Origin of the sequence: Streptomyces sp. NPDC101490, assembly GCF_044767145.1 — a bacterium.
GTDB lineage: Bacteria > Actinomycetota > Actinomycetes > Streptomycetales > Streptomycetaceae > Streptomyces.
Genome location: NZ_JBIWNI010000016.1, coordinates 15,127 through 30,679 on the forward strand (window position 1 = coordinate 15,127; position 15,553 = coordinate 30,679).

At 71.7% G+C, this 15,553-nt stretch carries 16 protein-coding genes; 8 read left to right on the forward strand and 8 right to left on the reverse strand.

The genetic code is table 11. The annotated features are described in order from the left end of the window. Positions 1-107: 107 nt before the first annotated feature. Positions 108-1,106, reverse strand: a complete 999-nt coding sequence (locus tag ACIRQY_RS24910) for a helix-turn-helix domain-containing protein (RefSeq protein ID WP_403929380.1) — start codon at positions 1,104-1,106, stop codon at positions 108-110. A gap of 178 nt (positions 1,107-1,284) precedes the next feature. On the opposite strand from ACIRQY_RS24910, the gene ACIRQY_RS24915 reads away from it, so the two are divergent. The 3 genes from ACIRQY_RS24915 to ACIRQY_RS24925 all read left to right on the forward strand — a co-directional run bounded on the left by ACIRQY_RS24915 (position 1,285) and on the right by ACIRQY_RS24925 (position 3,295). Next, positions 1,285-1,620, forward strand: coding sequence for a hypothetical protein (locus ACIRQY_RS24915; protein ID WP_403929383.1), 336 nt, complete (start codon positions 1,285-1,287; stop codon positions 1,618-1,620). A 180-nt stretch (positions 1,621-1,800) separates the two neighbouring features. Beyond that, positions 1,801-1,971 (forward strand): hypothetical protein, encoded by a 171-nt coding sequence (locus ACIRQY_RS24920; RefSeq protein WP_403929386.1) that lies wholly within the window; start codon positions 1,801-1,803, stop codon positions 1,969-1,971. Positions 1,972-2,038: 67 nt separating this feature from the next. After that, positions 2,039-3,295: a transglycosylase family protein gene (locus ACIRQY_RS24925; protein ID WP_403929388.1), complete on the forward strand. Its 1,257-nt coding sequence runs from the start codon at positions 2,039-2,041 to the stop codon at positions 3,293-3,295. Between the two features lie 213 nt (positions 3,296-3,508). Here ACIRQY_RS24925 and ACIRQY_RS24930 read toward each other — a convergent pair whose 3' ends face one another. The 3 genes from ACIRQY_RS24930 to ACIRQY_RS24940 form a co-directional block, all read right to left on the reverse strand. Further along, a complete protein-coding gene (locus ACIRQY_RS24930; RefSeq protein ID WP_403929391.1) occupies positions 3,509-3,808 on the reverse strand; it encodes a DUF397 domain-containing protein in 300 nt (99 codons plus the stop codon). A gap of 93 nt (positions 3,809-3,901) precedes the next feature. Continuing rightward, entirely contained in the window at positions 3,902-4,141 is a 240-nt protein-coding gene (locus ACIRQY_RS24935; RefSeq protein WP_403929395.1) for a DUF397 domain-containing protein, read from the reverse strand. Next, positions 4,138-4,995: a Scr1 family TA system antitoxin-like transcriptional regulator gene (locus ACIRQY_RS24940; RefSeq protein WP_403929660.1), complete on the reverse strand. Its 858-nt coding sequence runs from the start codon at positions 4,993-4,995 to the stop codon at positions 4,138-4,140. The genes ACIRQY_RS24935 and ACIRQY_RS24940 overlap by 4 nt, the downstream gene beginning before the upstream one ends. Positions 4,996-5,158: 163 nt before the next feature. Here ACIRQY_RS24940 and ACIRQY_RS24945 point away from each other — a divergent pair, with 163 nt between their 5' ends. Then, complete coding sequence (locus ACIRQY_RS24945) at positions 5,159-5,674, forward strand: ATP-binding protein (RefSeq protein WP_403929398.1); 516 nt, start codon at positions 5,159-5,161, stop codon at positions 5,672-5,674. Here ACIRQY_RS24945 and fusA read toward each other — a convergent pair. Further along, positions 5,625-7,685: an elongation factor G gene (gene fusA, locus ACIRQY_RS24950; protein WP_403929401.1), complete on the reverse strand. Its 2,061-nt coding sequence runs from the start codon at positions 7,683-7,685 to the stop codon at positions 5,625-5,627. The genes ACIRQY_RS24945 and fusA overlap by 50 nt on opposite strands. Before the next feature lie 315 nt (positions 7,686-8,000). After that, complete coding sequence (locus ACIRQY_RS24955; protein ID WP_351790131.1) at positions 8,001-8,414, reverse strand: VOC family protein; 414 nt, start codon at positions 8,412-8,414, stop codon at positions 8,001-8,003. Between the two features lie 58 nt (positions 8,415-8,472). On the opposite strand from ACIRQY_RS24955, the gene ACIRQY_RS24960 reads away from it, so the two are divergent. Together ACIRQY_RS24960 and ACIRQY_RS24965 are read left to right on the forward strand one after the other, a co-directional pair. Continuing rightward, positions 8,473-9,135 (forward strand): nucleoside/nucleotide kinase family protein, encoded by a 663-nt coding sequence (locus tag ACIRQY_RS24960; protein ID WP_403929404.1) that lies wholly within the window; start codon positions 8,473-8,475, stop codon positions 9,133-9,135. A 476-nt stretch (positions 9,136-9,611) separates the two neighbouring features. Further along, positions 9,612-9,908 carry a hypothetical protein gene (locus tag ACIRQY_RS24965; RefSeq protein WP_403929407.1) on the forward strand — a complete coding sequence of 99 codons (297 nt, stop codon included), beginning with the start codon at positions 9,612-9,614 and terminating at the stop codon, positions 9,906-9,908. Between the two features lie 298 nt (positions 9,909-10,206). Here ACIRQY_RS24965 and ACIRQY_RS24970 read toward each other — a convergent pair whose 3' ends face one another. Beyond that, on the reverse strand, positions 10,207-10,578 hold the full coding sequence (locus ACIRQY_RS24970; protein WP_351790115.1) for a peptidase inhibitor family I36 protein: 372 nt from the start codon (positions 10,576-10,578) through the stop codon (positions 10,207-10,209). 521 nt (positions 10,579-11,099) lie between these two features. Between ACIRQY_RS24970 and ACIRQY_RS24975 the strand changes: the two genes are divergently transcribed. Continuing rightward, positions 11,100-12,059, forward strand: a complete 960-nt coding sequence (locus ACIRQY_RS24975) for a hypothetical protein (protein ID WP_351790112.1) — start codon at positions 11,100-11,102, stop codon at positions 12,057-12,059. 195 nt (positions 12,060-12,254) lie between these two features. Beyond that, positions 12,255-13,397, forward strand: coding sequence for a M24 family metallopeptidase (locus ACIRQY_RS24980; RefSeq protein WP_403929411.1), 1,143 nt, complete (start codon positions 12,255-12,257; stop codon positions 13,395-13,397). 198 nt (positions 13,398-13,595) lie between these two features. Here the strand turns inward: ACIRQY_RS24980 and treZ are convergent, their stop codons facing one another. Next, on the reverse strand, positions 13,596-15,347 hold the full coding sequence (treZ, locus tag ACIRQY_RS24985; protein WP_403929663.1) for a malto-oligosyltrehalose trehalohydrolase: 1,752 nt from the start codon (positions 15,345-15,347) through the stop codon (positions 13,596-13,598). Between the last annotated feature and the right edge of the window lie 206 nt (positions 15,348-15,553).

Below are 15,553 nucleotides of genomic sequence, written 5' to 3' on the forward strand. Positions count from 1 at the left end.
CTGCGGAAGTCCAATCCGATGGACGTAAACGGCCTTGGCCCAAAGGGGCCCGGGCGGGCTGCCGAGACCTCCCGGAAGGGTCGCGGGAGGTCCCGGACGCATCACTGTCAGACGGCGTCCGAGGGCAGCCAGCCCTGCTGGACCGCGCGGACACCCGCCTCGAAGCGGCTCCGTGCGTCGAGTCGGCTCATCAGGTCCGTCGCGATCCGCCGCGCCGTGCGCGGGGAGACGCCGAGACGTTTGGCGATCGCCTCGTCCGTGTGTCCTTGGGCGAGGAGGTCGATCGTGGCCGACTCCTGCGGGCTCAGGCCGTGCCCGTCCCGCACGACTGCCTCGCCCAGTGCCTGCGCCCGTGCCCAGACCGTCTCGAAGAGCGCACACAGCGCGGTGAGGGTGCCCTGGCCGGTCAGCACGACCGCTGCGGCACCCGAGTCCTCGCTGTTGACCGGGATGACAGCGGTCGCACGGTCAGTGATGATCATGCGGGTGGGCAGGGACGGAACCGTACGCACCTGGCCGCCGAGCCGGGTCAGCCAGTTCGCGTAGTCGACCGTGTTCTGGTCGTTGCAGACGCTGCTCAGATAGACACTGCGCATCCGCACCCCCCGGCCCAGCAGCTCCTCGTCCAGCGGACGCGATGCGTCGAGCTGTTCCAGCGGCTGGGCGCCGCCCGGCAGGAAGGCCATGACCTCCGTGGTGACGTCGCGTGTCAGCCGGACGAGCGTGTCGCGAATCGCGTCTATGCCGATGAGGTGTTCCACCCCGGGACTGGTGGCCGCCGGCCGGAGGTCGGCGTACTCGGCGATCAGCTGTGCGGCCACACTCCGCGACGACTCCAGACGCAACTGCTGCGCCGCCAGCTCGGCCTGCTGGCGGGCCATCAGGATCTCCATGCCGATGTCCGGGGAGACGGCCCGCAGGCCCCCCTCCCGTTGTGCCGACGGCCGTACGAGAGCCAGCTCGCTCAGCGTGTCGAGGGCGTCTCGCACCTCCTCCTCGGTCCTGCCCACCCGCGCGACGAGTTCGGCGACGCCGCCCGTCGGATCGGCCAGCATCGCGCGGTAGACCGCCTCCGCCACCGCGTCGAGCCCCAATGCGGTCAGCATCCTGAAATTCCCCCTGAAGACTGTCGACTCCACCCCTTTTGGATCATGCTTTCACGGCCGGGGGGCCCGGGCACAAAAGGTTTCCGCCCGGGCCGCGAGGTGGACCCAATGGGCCAAGGCCGGAACGGGCCACATGCGGCGCCTGACAAGGTAGTTGAAGGTTGAGAGAGTCGGCTCCATGTATCTCGTCCACGTCGGCCTGCGCGCACCGCGCGGTGCCTCCGCTCCCGCAGACCTCCGCTCACTGGTCCTTTCCCGCCTCGGCCGGGACGACGGGGTCGAGCACGTCAGTGCTCATCCGCTCGCTCGGCCGAATCCCGTGATCGGCCTGTACCTGCGCGCGGGCAGCCTCGCAGAGGCGGAGGAACAAGCGGACGGTCTGATCCGCCTGCTGCTCTCGCACTGCCCCGAGCTCGCCGACTGGACGCCCTTGAGGGCGGAGGTGCCGCTCATCGCCGCCCCGTTCGCAACCCTCCCACTCTCCTACGAGGTCTCCGAGCCTTTGCTGGACTGATTGGTCCAATGCCGCTTCGGGCCATCCGAATCCTCTTCCACCCCATCTGACCAGCGACGAAAGTAGTTCTCGCCAGCAGGGACCAGCTCCCGATGGCCAGGACCGGACAGCGCCACCGCGGGACGCGGGCCGGTTGAGGACACGAATCCGTCGCTCGAACCGTCAGAAGAGGACACCCCCATGCTCCGCACCCGCATCGCCCAGGCCGTCGCGGTCACGGCCCTCGCCGCCCTCACCGCCCTCGGTGTCGACGCCGCCGCCGGCCAGGCCGACGGCCCGGACCGCCTGGTTGCCGCCGCTCCCGCCGCCGCGCAGGCCGCAGCAGTGACGGACTCCATGGGCTGGTCGTAAGCCGCGCCGCCCGCCCCGTCAGTCCGCCCCGCGCACACACGCCGAACCACCGAACCGAGGTATCTCCATGTCCGCAACCGTCCGTCCCCGCACGAAGATCGCCGCACTGGCCGGGCTGTCCCTGGCCGGTCTCGTCCTCTCCCTGGTGCCCGCGGGTACGGCGAGCGCCGCCTCCGTCGCCACCTGGGACAAGGTCGCCCACTGCGAGTCGACGGGCAACTGGAGCATCAACACGGGCAACGGCTACTACGGCGGCCTCCAGATATACAAGCCCACGTGGGACGCCTACGGGGGCCAGCAGTACGCCGCCTACCCGCACCAGGCCACCAAGCGGCAGCAGATCCTGATAGCCGAGAAGATCCTCGCGGGCCAGGGCGCCGGAGCCTGGGGCGGCTGCGGAGCGGCCGCGGGTCTCGCCGGGGACCACGCCGACCCCTACCCGGACACCGATCCGGCGGTTCCTGTGGTCTCTTCGGCGGTCCACTTGTACGGGATCGGTGCGGACGGCCGGGTCTACGGCAACAACGCCGACTACTCGGCGGGTACGTGGGACGGGTACAACACGGTCGACGGTGCGCAGGGCTTCAAGCAGACCACCTCGATCCGGGTGGGTGACGAGGTCCATGTCTACGCGATCGGCGCGGATGACCGGATCTACGAGAGCCGCGGCAATTTCAAGACCGGGACGTGGACCGGGTTCCAGTTGGTCGACAACACGCAGGGCTTCCAGCAGATCTCGGTCGTGGCGACCGGCAACACCGTCCGCCTCTTCGCCCTCGGCGCCGACGGCCGCGTGTACGTGAAGAGCGCCGACTACGCCCAGGGCAGCTGGACCACCCTCCAGCTGGTGGACAGCACTGCCGGATTCAAGAAGATCACGGCCACCGCGACCGGCAACACCGTCCGGCTGTACGCGATCGGTTCGGACGACCGGATCTACAACGCGAACGGTGACTACGCCGCCGGGTCCTGGAGCTCCTTCGCCCTCGTCGGCAACACCGCCGGGTTCAAGCAGGTCGCCGCCACGACGACGAGCGAGGGCACGGTGCGGCTGTACGCGATCGGCTCGGACGACCGGATCTACAACAACAACGGCAACTACGCCGCCGGGTCCTGGAGCGGCTACAGCGTGATCAGCGCGACGGCCGGGTTCAAGCAGCTCGCCGTCACCCCTGCGGGCAAGACCGTGCACCTGTACGCGATCGGCTCGGACGACCGGGTCTACAACGCGAACGGCGACTACGCCGCCGGGTCCTGGAGCCCCTTCGCCCTCGTCGGCAACACCGCCGGGTTCAAGCACATCAGCGCCACCCCCGGTGCCTGACCCCCACTCGGGAGCCATGCGGTAGGGGCGTGCCCCTGCCCTGCCGATACAACACCGAGCGCCCGCACTCCGCTCTCGGCCACCTTCCGTCCGAGGAGTTCGAGCCCCAGCACTACCGACCTCAGGCAGCTCGTCGGGTCCGTGCTCCTTGCGTGGTGCGTATGGCGGAGGGCCGCACGCCGTGCTGACGTGCGGCCTTCCGGGTGTCCCGTGTCAGGCGAGTCGCGTGAGGAATTCTGTCCAGGCGGTGGGGTCCAGGGTGAGCTGGGGGCCGTCGGGGTTCTTGGAGTCGCGGACGTGGACGGTGGAGGGGCAGGCGGCGACCTCGACGCAGTCACCGCTGCCGCCGCTGCTGTGGCTGGACTTGTGCCAGGGCAGGGCGACTTCAACGCAGTCGTCGCCGCTGCTGCCGCTGTAGCTGGACTTGCGCCAGGAGAGGGCGACTTCGACACAGTCGCCATCGCTGCCGCTGCTGTAGCTGCTCTTGAACCAGGTCAGATCGGTGACGTTCATGGTTCTCCTCTCGTCGGGTCCGTACTCCTTGCGTGGTGCGTACGGCGGAGGGCCGCACGCCGTCCTGGCGTACGGCCCTCAGGGTGTCCTGTGTCAGGCGAGTCGCGTGAGGAACTTCGTCCAGGCGGTGGGGTCCAGGGTGAGCTGGGGGCCGTCGGGGTTCTTGGAGTCGCGGACGTGGACGGTGGAGGGGCAGGCGGCGACCTCGACGCAGTCGCCGCTGTCGCCGCTGCTGTAGCTGGACTTGTGCCAGGAGAGGGCGACTTCGACGCAGTCGCCACTGCTACCGCTGCTGTAGCTGCTCTTGAACCAGGCAAGGTCTGTGGTGCTCATAGTGCTCCTTGGATCTCCCGCAGCAGGCTCACGGAATCCTCTACGGACAGAGCCTGTGCTCGCATCCTGGCATATCGCTTCTGGAGGGTGCTGACCACTTGGCTGTGGGAGATGAGCTGACCGGTTTCCTGCCCCTCGCAGTAGGCGTACCACTTGTTCTCAGGGGTCTCCAGGAGCTGCATGGGGCCGTTGAGACCAACGTGGTACCCACGTGACTGCGGCATGATTTGGATATCTACGTTGCGCCGCTCGCACAGGTCGAGCAGATGGGCGATCTGTTCCCTCATGACCTCTGGACCGCCGGTCTGGCGGCGCAGGACGTGCTCCTCGATGATGAAGCTGAAGATGGTGCGAGGGCGTTCCGTGATGACCTTTTTCCGCTCCACGCGTGCGATGAGTAGAGTCTCGATCTCCTCGTCCTCCAGCGTGGGGATGCGTCCGCTGAAGATTGTCCTGGCGTATCCGGGTGTCTGGAGCAGGCCAGGCACGAACCGGTTCTCGTAAGTGCAGAGGGTCGCCGCCGACTGTTCCAAGCGGGCCCACGGCCGGAACCAGCTCGCCAACCCCGGTTTGCGCCCTACGAACCTGGCCGCGTTCTTGATGGCGCCGAACGCGTCCAGGATCTCTTCCGCCTTCTCCACGAAGCCCACCGGCGGCAGTCGGCGGCCCTGCTCGATCGAGGCGATCGTCTCCACCGAGTACCCCACCAGTGGCGCGAACGCCTCCTGCGTGAGTCCCGCCCGCTTGCGGAAAGCCTTGACCACCGCCCCGAAGACCTTCAGGCTGTCCGACGTCTCGGGTTCATTCCCGCTCCGCGCTGCCCCCGCGTCGTCGTCCCCGACCTCGTCCGCCATCTCGTTCGCCACCCCGGCCACCTCTCGCACCCGTGCGCTCGCACTGAACGCATTCATGCTCACGGGCAGTGACGGGTACTGTCCAGATCGTGAACCCGTACGCTGTCGCAGCGTACGGGTTGCTGACCTGGGAACAGGCCACTGGTGCCGCCACATTGGTCTCATGACCCCTCCCCTGACCCACGAAGAGACCGTCACCGTACGTGTGTTCGCGCAGCGGTTCAGTTCGACTCCGCGCGGTGCCCGGCTCGCCCGCAGGCTCGCGCTGCTCCAACTCCACTGCTGGCACTTCCCCTACGGCTGCGAGCTGTCGGACACGGTCGGGCTCCTCGTCGCGGAGCTGGCCGCGAACGCCGTCACCCACGGCCGGGTGCCCGGCCGGGACTGCGAGCTGGAGCTCAGCTATCTGCCCGGCCGGCGGCTGCGGATCGAGGTCTCCGACACCCGGGGCGAGCGGCGGCCCGCCCTCGGGGAGCGGCCCGCGCCGCGCCCCCTGGACGAGGGCGGGCGCGGGCTGCTCCTCGTGGCGGCCCTGGCGACCCGCTGGGAGGTGCTCGACCGGCTGCCGGTCGGGAAGACCGTACGGGCCGAGATCGACCTCGGCCCGTACGAGCCCCGCCCCGAAGGGGTCAGCCCTGCGGACGGGGCGCCGGGGCGTACCCCGCCGGGCGGGTCGTGAAGGTTCCACGGCCCTGGGTGCGGCCCCGCAACCGGGAGGCGTAGCCGAACAGTTCGGCCAGCGGCACGGTCGCCGTCACCACCGCCGTACCGCCGCGGGCCGTACGGTCCGTGACCCGGCCACGGCGGGCCGCGAGGTCACCGAGGACCGCGCCGACGGACTCCTCGGGGACGGTGACCGTGACGTCGGCCACCGGCTCCAGGAGCGTCATCGCGCTCGCCCGCAGCGCCTCGCGGAGCGCGAAGCGGCCCGCCGCCCGGAAGGCGAGCTCCGAGGAGTCCTTCGGGTGCGTGGCGCCGTCCGTGAGCGTGACCCGGACACCGGTCACCGGATGCCCGCCCAGGGGGCCCTCCGCGAGGGCGTCCCGGCAGCCCGCCTCGACCGCGCGGACGTACTCCTGCGGCACCCGCCCGCCCGTCACCGTCGAACCAAACACGAACTCCCCTTCCGTATCCGATGTGTCTGATGTATTCGATGTGTCCGACGGGTTCGGGCCGAGGGGCTCGACATCGAGGACGACATGCGCGAACTGGCCCGAGCCGCCGTCCTGTTTGACGTGCCGGTACAGCAGACCGGTGACACCCCTGTCCACGGTCTCGCGGTACGCGACCTGCGGGCGGCCCACCGTGACCTCAAGGCCACGGTCGCGCCGCAGCTTCTCCACCGCGACCTCCAGGTGCAGTTCACCGAGGCCCGACAGAAGGGTCTGGCCCGTCTCCGGGTCCGACCGCACCACGAGCGACGGGTCCTCCTCCGAGAGCCGCGCGAGCGCCGTCGCCAGTCGGCCCGTGTCGGTGCTCCGGCGTGCTTCCACGGCCACCGAGACCACCGGGTCGGCGGTCGAGGGGGGTTCGAGGACGAGCGGTGCGTCCGGGGCGCACAGGGTCGCCCCGGCGCGGGTGCCCTTGGGTCCGACGAGGGCCACGATGTCCCCGGGGCGGGCCCGGTCGATCTCGGTCCGCCGGTCCGCCTGGACCCGCAGCACGCGGGAGATCCGCTCGGTGCGGCCCGACGCCGTGTCCAGCACGGTCCCTCCCTTCTCGATCGTGCCCGCGTACACCCGGACGTACGTCATGCGGCCGGTGGCCGTCGAGGTGACCTTGAACGCGAGCGCGGTGAACGGCGCCGCCGGGTCGGCCGGGACCGTCCCGCGCACCGGCGGCATGTCGGCGGGGGACGGGAGGTAGGCCACGACGGCGTCGAGGAGCGGTTCGACACCCCGGTTCCGGTACGCCGAACCGCACAGCACGACCACCGCGCCGCCGTCGAGGGTCAGTTGGCGCAGGGCGCGCCTCAGGGTGGCGGGGGACAGCTCGCCGCGCTCGCAGAACTCCTCCAGGGCGTCCGGACACAGCTCCGCCACCGTCTCGTCCAGCCGTCGCCTGCGCCGTAGGGCCTCCTCGCGGAGGTCGTCCGGCACCTCCCCCTCGATGAAGGTGCCGCCGCCGTCGGGCCACACGTACGCCCGCATCCCGATCAGGTCCACGACCCCGGCGAAACCGTCCTCGCGGCCGATCGGGAGCTGCACGGGCAGCGGGACGACGCCGAGGCGCGTACGGATGGACTCCACGGCGGAGTCCAGGTCCGCGCCCGCCCGGTCCAGCTTGTTGACGAACGCGATCCGGGGCACGCCGTGCCGGTCGGCCTGCCGCCACACCGCCTCGCTCTGCGGCTCGACGCCCGCGACCGCGTCGAAGACGGCGACGGCGCCGTCCAGGACGCGCAGCGAGCGCTCGACCTCGTCGGAGAAGTCCACGTGGCCGGGGGTGTCGAGCAGATCGACCCGGTGGCCCGCCCATGCGCAGCTGACCGCCGCCGCGAAGATGGTGATGCCCCGGTCCCGCTCCTGCGGGTCGAAGTCCGTGACGGTGGTGCCGTCGTGGACCTCGCCGCGCTTGTGGACGGCGCCGGTGAGGAAGAGGACGCGCTCGGTGAGGGTGGTCTTGCCCGCGTCGACATGGGCGAGGATGCCGATGGCGCGGACGGTGGTGACGCTCTCGTGGGTACGCACGGTGTCGTGCCTTTCGCTGCTGCGGTGAGAAGGAGCAGCGCGATTCCCGGACGGGACGGACCGTCAGAAGAGCTTCTGGGGAACGGAGTCCGTCACGGGCGACTATGGCGGGCGCGCAGCCGCCACCGGCCGGACGAAGAGGCGAGGATCACGTCGTACCGGGCACGGGAGGAGGACACGACGGCGGCACTACGGCTGCGCACGGCGGTCTCCCCTCGGACGGACATCGCTCCCACGGCACCACCGGACGGCGGGCCGTGGGGCGCGAGTGTAGGGAGGACGACGGGCCGGACGACAGCGAATTATGCGAGGGTGCTACGCGGTGGCGGTGGGCTGGAGCAGGTCCCAGCGGTTGCCGTACAGGTCCTCGAAGACGGCGACGGAACCGTACGGCTCGTGGCGCGGCTCCTCCAGGAACGTCACGCCCGCCGCCGTCATCCGGACGTGGTCGCGGGCGAAGTCGTCGGTGTGCAGGAAGAAGCCGACCCGGCCGCCGGTCTGATTGCCGACGGACGACTGCTCGGCGTCGTTCTTGGCGCGGGCCAGGAGGAGACCGGCGTTCCCGACACCACCGACCCCGGCCGCACCGGGCGGCCGGACGACGACCCAGCGGGTACCACCACCCCGGTCGGTGTCCTCGACCAGGTCGAACCCGAGGGCGTCGGTGTAGAAGGCGATGGCCTCGTCGTAGTCACGGACGACGAGGGTGACGAGTGCGATGGACGGCATGGGAGCCAACGTAATACGGAGGAATCTACCCGCGTCAACCGGCCGGGCCGATGGGAGAATGCCCGACATGCGCGCGCAACATTTCGAGACCCTGGTGGAGGCGGCGAGGGCGCTGGCGGGGGCCGGGCCGGACGGCGCCCCGGCAGGGCGGCGGCGCGGGCTGCTGGGGATCGCGGGCGCGCCCGGCGCCGGGAAGTCCACCCTGGCGGAACGGCTCGTCGCCCGGCTCGACGGGCTCGCCGTCCTCGTCCCCATGGACGGCTTCCACCTGGCGGGCGCCGAACTGGAACGGCTCGGCAGGGCCGACCGGAAGGGCGCGCCCGACACCTTCGACGCCGCCGGGTACGCGGCGCTCCTGGCCCGCCTCCGTACCCCCGAAGCGGGTACCACGGTCTACGCCCCGGCCTTCGACCGGTCCTTGGAGGAGCCGATCGCGGGATCGATCCCGGTCGCGCCGGAGGTCCCGCTGGTCATCACGGAGGGCAACTACCTGCTCCACGACGAAGGAGCCTGGGCGTCCGTCCTGCCCCTCCTGGACGAAGCCTGGTACCTCCACCTGGACGCCGGAACCCGCGTCCCCCGCCTGATTGAACGCCACATCCGCTTCGGCAAGGACCGCACCCACGCCGAACACTGGGTCCACACCTCGGACGAACCCAACGCCCACCTGATCGCCCGGGGCCGGGAGCGGGCCCACCGGGTGATCACGGTTGAGGGGTGACGGGGCCTGACTGGCTCGGGGCGGTGGGTGGTTGACGGTGGGCGCGTCGTGCGTGGCCGGAAACGTCGCCGCCGACCCCCTGTGCTGACACGGTGTCGCTCCTGGAGTGGGAAGCCGGGCGGACCGAGGGAGGCGCGGAACATGGGCGGCCACAACGACGGTCGGGCCGACGGCCACGGGCGCGTCCACCAGGCGACCGGTGACCAGCACATCACCGAGCACCACCATCACGGCCCCTCCTGGACCGGCCCCGACGCGCCCGACACCCTCTTGCGTGGTCTGCATCGAGTGGGACGTGCCGGCGTGGCACCCGCTGGCCCAGCCCGCCCCCGACTCTAGTAGTTTGAACGCGTTCAAACTACTAGAGTCGGGGGCGGGTCATGCGGGCCACTACGCGAGCGAGCATTCATCCATGGCAGTTCAGCCTTGTGCTGTGTGCCGTAATTACCCCTCTGCCGGTGCTGATCGTATGGTTCATGGGTTCTGTCGGCGTCACCCTCGGCGTCGCGACCGCCGCGGTGGTCTCCGTGCCCTTGTTCCTTTACGCCCGGCCGTCCGGCTTCTTCTACGTCACCGTCAGCATCTCGGCGTTCCTGGTGCTGTGGTCGTTCATGGCCGCCATGGCGGGGATGTTCCTCTTCTTCCCCTCGGCGCTGCAGCTCCTGCTGGCCGCCTGGGCAGACCCGCGCGAACGCCCGACCGCGGCCAAGGTCATGGTCGGTGCGGGGCTCCTGCTGTCGGTGGCGGTCGTGGTGTATTCCCTGAGGACCTGAACGCCCTGTCCGCCCCGACTCCGCAAAGCGGTCGTGAGACCAGTGAAGCGGGGGCGGCCTCCCGGCCCCGAACCATCACGCTCCTCCGTTCGGTTTCCCGGAAGGTGGCGGAGGCCACCTGGGCCACGGGCGAGCGTGAGACGGCTTTCGGGCAGATGCGGGGCGCGCGGGACTCAGGGGCGCGCGTCCCGCACCTGGCGCGCCGCCGCCGGGCCGGGCGCCGCGGCTCGCCCGGTGGCGGTGCGCACACGGCCGGAGCCGGGAGGTCGGAGCCGGGAGCCCGGCGCCGTGCCCCGGGCTACTGGCTCTTGAACGACCGGATCTGGTAGTTGCCCTGGAGGTTGCCCTCCCCGCCGGACGGGGTGGAGCCGACCCGGGAGTTGTAGTTGGTCTGGGTGTAGTACTGCACCCGGTGGTTGGTGTTGTTCCGCACCGAGCGGACGTTCTCCCCGCGCTGGATGAACGAACAGTCGTCGGCGGTGTTGGCCTTCCTCTCCTGGGACCACTGGCATCGGGTCCCGCCGCCGTTCCAGTCGCTGTAGATGCAGAAGTAGCCCGGCGAGCACGAATAGGCCAGGACGGTCGGTGCGGCGGCGCTGGTGGTCGGAGCGATCCCGAGAGCGGCGAGCGCGGTGACCGAAGCGACAGCGAGCCAACGAAGGCGAAGCATGACGGACTCCCTTGCGTAGCAGGCACACAGCAGCGCGCACACTCACACGTGGTGCCTGATCGACTCCTTTGCGTGATGAACGTTGTCATTGATTCCCTTCCGCTCCCAGGCGCACGGCTCCCCGACCGGGGGCACCCGGAGCGCATCCGCGCGCAACGGAACGGCCGCACGCCTTTCAAGGTCACCGGAGCCAGGGCATGTCCTCCGGATGCCGCCGGGCTCGCGACCCTGGCCCGCACGCCCGCACGCCCGCACGCCCGCACGCCCGCACGCCCGCACGCCCGCACGCCCGCACGCCCGCACGCCCGCACGCCCGCACGCCCGCCGCGTGGTCGCTGGTCGCCGAGGCTCCGCGTCGTCTCCCTCCCGCGCGTACGGGCCTCCACTGAGGTTCCCGCAACGATTTCACCGGCCGTCCCGTCGGGTGAACCCGTACGGGAGGGCCGGGTTCACCCGACGGCCCGGGGCCGGACACCCCCAGTCGCTACCCTGGCTCCAACGGCGACGGAAGGCGGGCTGGCGTGGGGTGGTTGCGGCGGGGGCCCAGGCGGGACGGCGAGGACACGCCGAGGGATCCCGGATTCGGGTACTTCTCGCAGCGCGAGGCAGCGCTGTTCCGGGGCCGGGTCCGGGAGACCTTCGCCGAACTCGGCCTCGAAGTCACCGTCTACGCCGACCACGTCATCGACGACAAGGGCCGCCGCTTCGGCCTCGGCAACCTCGCCGCCGTCTGCCACCAGGACCGGCGGGGCCCCCGCGTCTGGCCCGCCACCATCCACCGGCACATCGGGCTCGTCGTCCGCGCCATGGACGGGCCGTCCGCGCTCGACACCCTGCCGCCCGAGCAGATCCGCTCCCAGCTCTACCCCCGGGTCGTCAGCGGCGACGGCATCGACGCCGCCGCCTTCGGCTACGCCAGGACCGTCGCCCCCGGGCTGTACGAGGTGCTCGCCCTCGACCTTCCCGAGAGCGTCATGATGCTCACCGACGAGGCCCTCGAACGGCTCGGCGACCACGCCCAGCTCCGCGACCGGGCCCTGCGCAATCTGCGCGGACTGCCCGTCGAGGAGCACGAGACCGTCCGCGACGCCGACGGGATGCGCTTCGAGATCATCCTCGGCGACTCCTTCTACACCGCGAGCCGCGTCCTCGACCTCGACGGCGTCGTCCGCCGGGTCACCGGGGTGCCCCTCGGCGAGCACGGCGCCCTCGTCGCCCTGCCCTTCCGGCACCAGCTCGCCTTCCACCCCATCCGCGACACCACGATCATCCCCGCCCTCGGCGCCATGGCCTCCTTCGCCGCCTCCGGGTACGAGGACACCCCGGGCGCCATCAGCCCGTACGTCTTCTGGTGGCGCGGCGGCACCCTCACCCAGCTCAGCGAGCACGACCAGGAAGGCGGAGAGCTGCGGATCGTCGTCGGCGACGACTTCCAGGAACTCCTGGAACGGCTCATCACCCAGGGCCCGGACCGCCGCTGAGCGCTCGCGGCGGCGGACCGTCCCGGGCAGGATGCTGTACGACGGAATCCCGGGGACGGGTCCGGCCTCGACCGCGTACGGCCCTGACCGCGTACGGCCCTGACCGTGAGCGACCCGGGCCGCGCGAGCCCCCCGGCCATGAGACCCCGGCCCCCGGCCACGAGACCCCCAGGCCGCCGAGAAGGAGCGCCCGCCATGACGAGCACCGGTCCCACCGACGAGGTCGTGCCCTTCACCACGGACGACTACCGCGCCCGGATGGCACGTGCCGCCGAGTCCGCCGCCGACGCCGGACTCGCGGGCGTCCTCGTGGCCCCCGGCCCCGACCTCGTCCACCTCACCGGCTACCGGCCCACCGCGATCACCGAGCGGCTCACCGTCCTCGTCCTCGCCGTCGGCCAGGAACCCGTCCTCGTCGTCCCCGCCCTGGAGGCGCCCGACGCGGCGAAGGCCGAGGGCGCCGCCGCGCTCACCCTCCGCGACTGGACCGACGGCAAGGACCCGTACGCCGTCACCGCGCCGCTCCTCGACGTCGACGGCCGCTTCGCCGTCAGCGACAACGCCTGGGCCGCGCACCTCCTCGGTCTCCAGCGGGCCCTCCCCGGCACCTCGTACGTCTCCCTCAGCGAGGCCCTGCCGATGCTCCGGGGCGTCAAGGACACCCATGAACTCGCCAGGATCGCCGCCGCGGGGGCCGCCGCCGACCGGGCGTACGGCGAGATCCTCAAGGTCCGCTTCTCGGGCCGCCGGGAGACCGAGGTCGCCGCCGACCTCGCCGCCCTCCTCCTCCGCTTCGGTCATTCCCAGGTCGACTTCACCGTCGTCGGCTCGGGACCCAACGGCGCGAACCCGCACCACGAGGCCGGGGACCGGGTCATCGAGCGCGGCGACATGGTCGTCCTCGACTTCGGCGGACTCAAGGACGGATACGGCTCCGACACCACCCGTACCGTGCACGTCGGCGGACCCACCGACGAGGAGCGGCGCGTCCACGACCTCGTACGGGAGGCCCAGCAGGCCGGATTCGAGGCGGTACGCCCCGGGGCCGCCTGCCAGGACGTCGACCGGGCGGCCCGCAAGGTCATCACGGACGCGGGCTACGGCGAGTACTTCATCCACCGCACCGGCCACGGCATCGGCGTCACCACCCACGAACCGCCGTACATGGTCGAGGGCGAGGAACTCCCGGTCGTCCCCGGCATGTGCTTCTCCATCGAGCCCGGCGTCTATCTGCCGGGCCGCTTCGGCGTGCGCATCGAGGACATCGTCACGGCCACCGAGGACGGGGCCGGGCGCCGCTTCAACAACACCCCGCGCGAGATGGCGATCGTCGACTGAGGCGATCGTCGACCGAAGGGTCGACCGAACGGCGGTCGTCCTCCCGTCGACTGACCGGATATCGCCCCCGCCGGGCGAACGGACATCGCTCCCGCCGGGCGAACGGTGGTCGTCGCCCCCGCCCCGCCCCGGCCCGCCCCGCCCCGGCCCGGCCCGCCCCGGCCCGTCCCGGCTCGATCCCGTCCCCGCCCCCGTCCCTCAGCCGTCCGTGAGGACGACGGCCGACTCGCCGGGGAGTCGCAGCACCCCGTCCGCGGTCGGCGCCGCCACCGGCCCCCACGCAGCCAGGACCCGGTCGTTCCCACGGGAGCCGATCGGGATCTCCGCCGCCTCCGCGCCCAGATTGACCGCCACCCGCAGCACCCCGCGCCGGAAGACCAGCCAGCGGGCGTCCTCGTCGAAGGCCACCCGCACCCCCGCCAGGTCCGGGTCCGTCAGGTCCGGCAGCGTCCGGCGCAGGGCGATCAGCTCCCGGTGCCAGGCGAGGAGCCGCTTGTGCGGGTCCCGCTCCCGCTCCGTCCGGTCGAGCACCGAACGGTCCCGGGTCGCCGGGTCCTGCGGATCGGGAACCTCCTCCTCGTCCCAGCCGTGCGCCGCGAACTCCCGCCGCCTGCCCCGCCGCACGGCCTCCGCCAGCTCCGGATCGGTGTGGTCCGTGAAGTACTGCCAGGGCGTCCCCGCCCCCCACTCCTCGCCCATGAACAGCATCGGCACCGAGGGCCCCGTCAGGACGAGGACCGCCGCGCAGGCGAGCAGCCCGGGGGAGAGGGACGCCGAGAGCCGGTCCCCGAGCGCTCGGTTGCCGATCTGGTCGTGGGTCTGCGCGTACCCCAGGAAACGGTGGGCGGGGGTCCGCTCCCGGTCCACCGGCCGCCCGTGCCGACGGCCCCGGAACGCCGAGTAGGTGCCGTCGTGGAAGAACACCCGGGTGAGCGTCTTCGCCAGCGCCGCCATCGGGGCGCGCGCGAAGTCCGCGTAGTAGCCCTGCGACTCCCCGGTGAGCGCGGTGTGCAGGGCATGGTGGAAGTCGTCGTTCCACTGGGCGTGGACCCCGAGCCCGCCGTGGGTGCGCGGAGTCGTCGTGCGCGGGTCGCCCAGATCCGACTCGGCGATCAGGAAGTGCCGGCGCCCCTGCTCCACGGCCAGCTCGTCGACCGCCGCCGACAGCTCCTCCAGGAACGTGTACGCGCGGGTGTCCGCGAGCGCGTGCACCGCGTCCAGCCGCAGCCCGTCGATCCGGTAGTCCCGCAGCCACGCCAGCGCGCTCCCCAGGAAGTACGCCCGGACCTCGTCCGAGCCCGGCGCGTCCAGGTTCACCGCCGCGCCCCACGGGGTGTGGTGGGTCTCCGTGAAGTACGGGCCGAAGGACGGCAGGTGGTTCCCGGACGGACCCAGGTGGTTGTGGACCACGTCCAGGACCACGCCCATGCCGAGGCCGTGCGCCGTGTCCACGAACCGCTTCAGCGCCTCGGGACCGCCGTACGGCTCGTGCACCGCCCACGGCGCCACCCCGTCGTACCCCCAGCCCCGCACCCCGGGGAAAGGACACAGCGGCATCAGCTCCACATGGGTGATGCCGAGCCCCGCCAGTTCCCCCAGCCGGGCCGCCGCCGCGTCGAGGGTGCCCTCCGGGGTGAACGTGCCGATGTGCAGCTCGTACAGGACGCCGCCGCGCAACCGCAGCTTCGGGGCCTCGTTCCGCCACTCGTACGCCGAGTGGTCCACGACCGAGGCGAGCCCGTCGGGCCCCGAGGGCAGCCGCCGCGCGCGCGGGTCGGGCAGCACCGGGCCGCCGTCCAGGGCGAAGCCGTAGTGGTCACCGTCCCCGGCGGCCACGACCCCCGTCCACCAGCCGTCCCGCTCGGCGTCCCGGTCCAGATCGTGCCGGGAACCGTCCAGCTCCAGCGTCACCCGTTCACGCGCGTGCGGCGCCCACACCTCGAAGAGCACGGGAATCCCCTCGTCGAAGGCCAAGTCGGAAGATCCGGTGACCACCCGTGCGCGAACGGTCACCGGGGCCATCCTCGCAGTCGGGACCCCGCCACGCCCGGCGCGTCCCCCACATGGCCGACCGCGCCCGGGGGAGCGCCGTGCCCGTGCTTCCCCCCGGGGGTGTCCTCGCCATGCTCCCGTTCCCTGACCGGCGCGTCGACGCC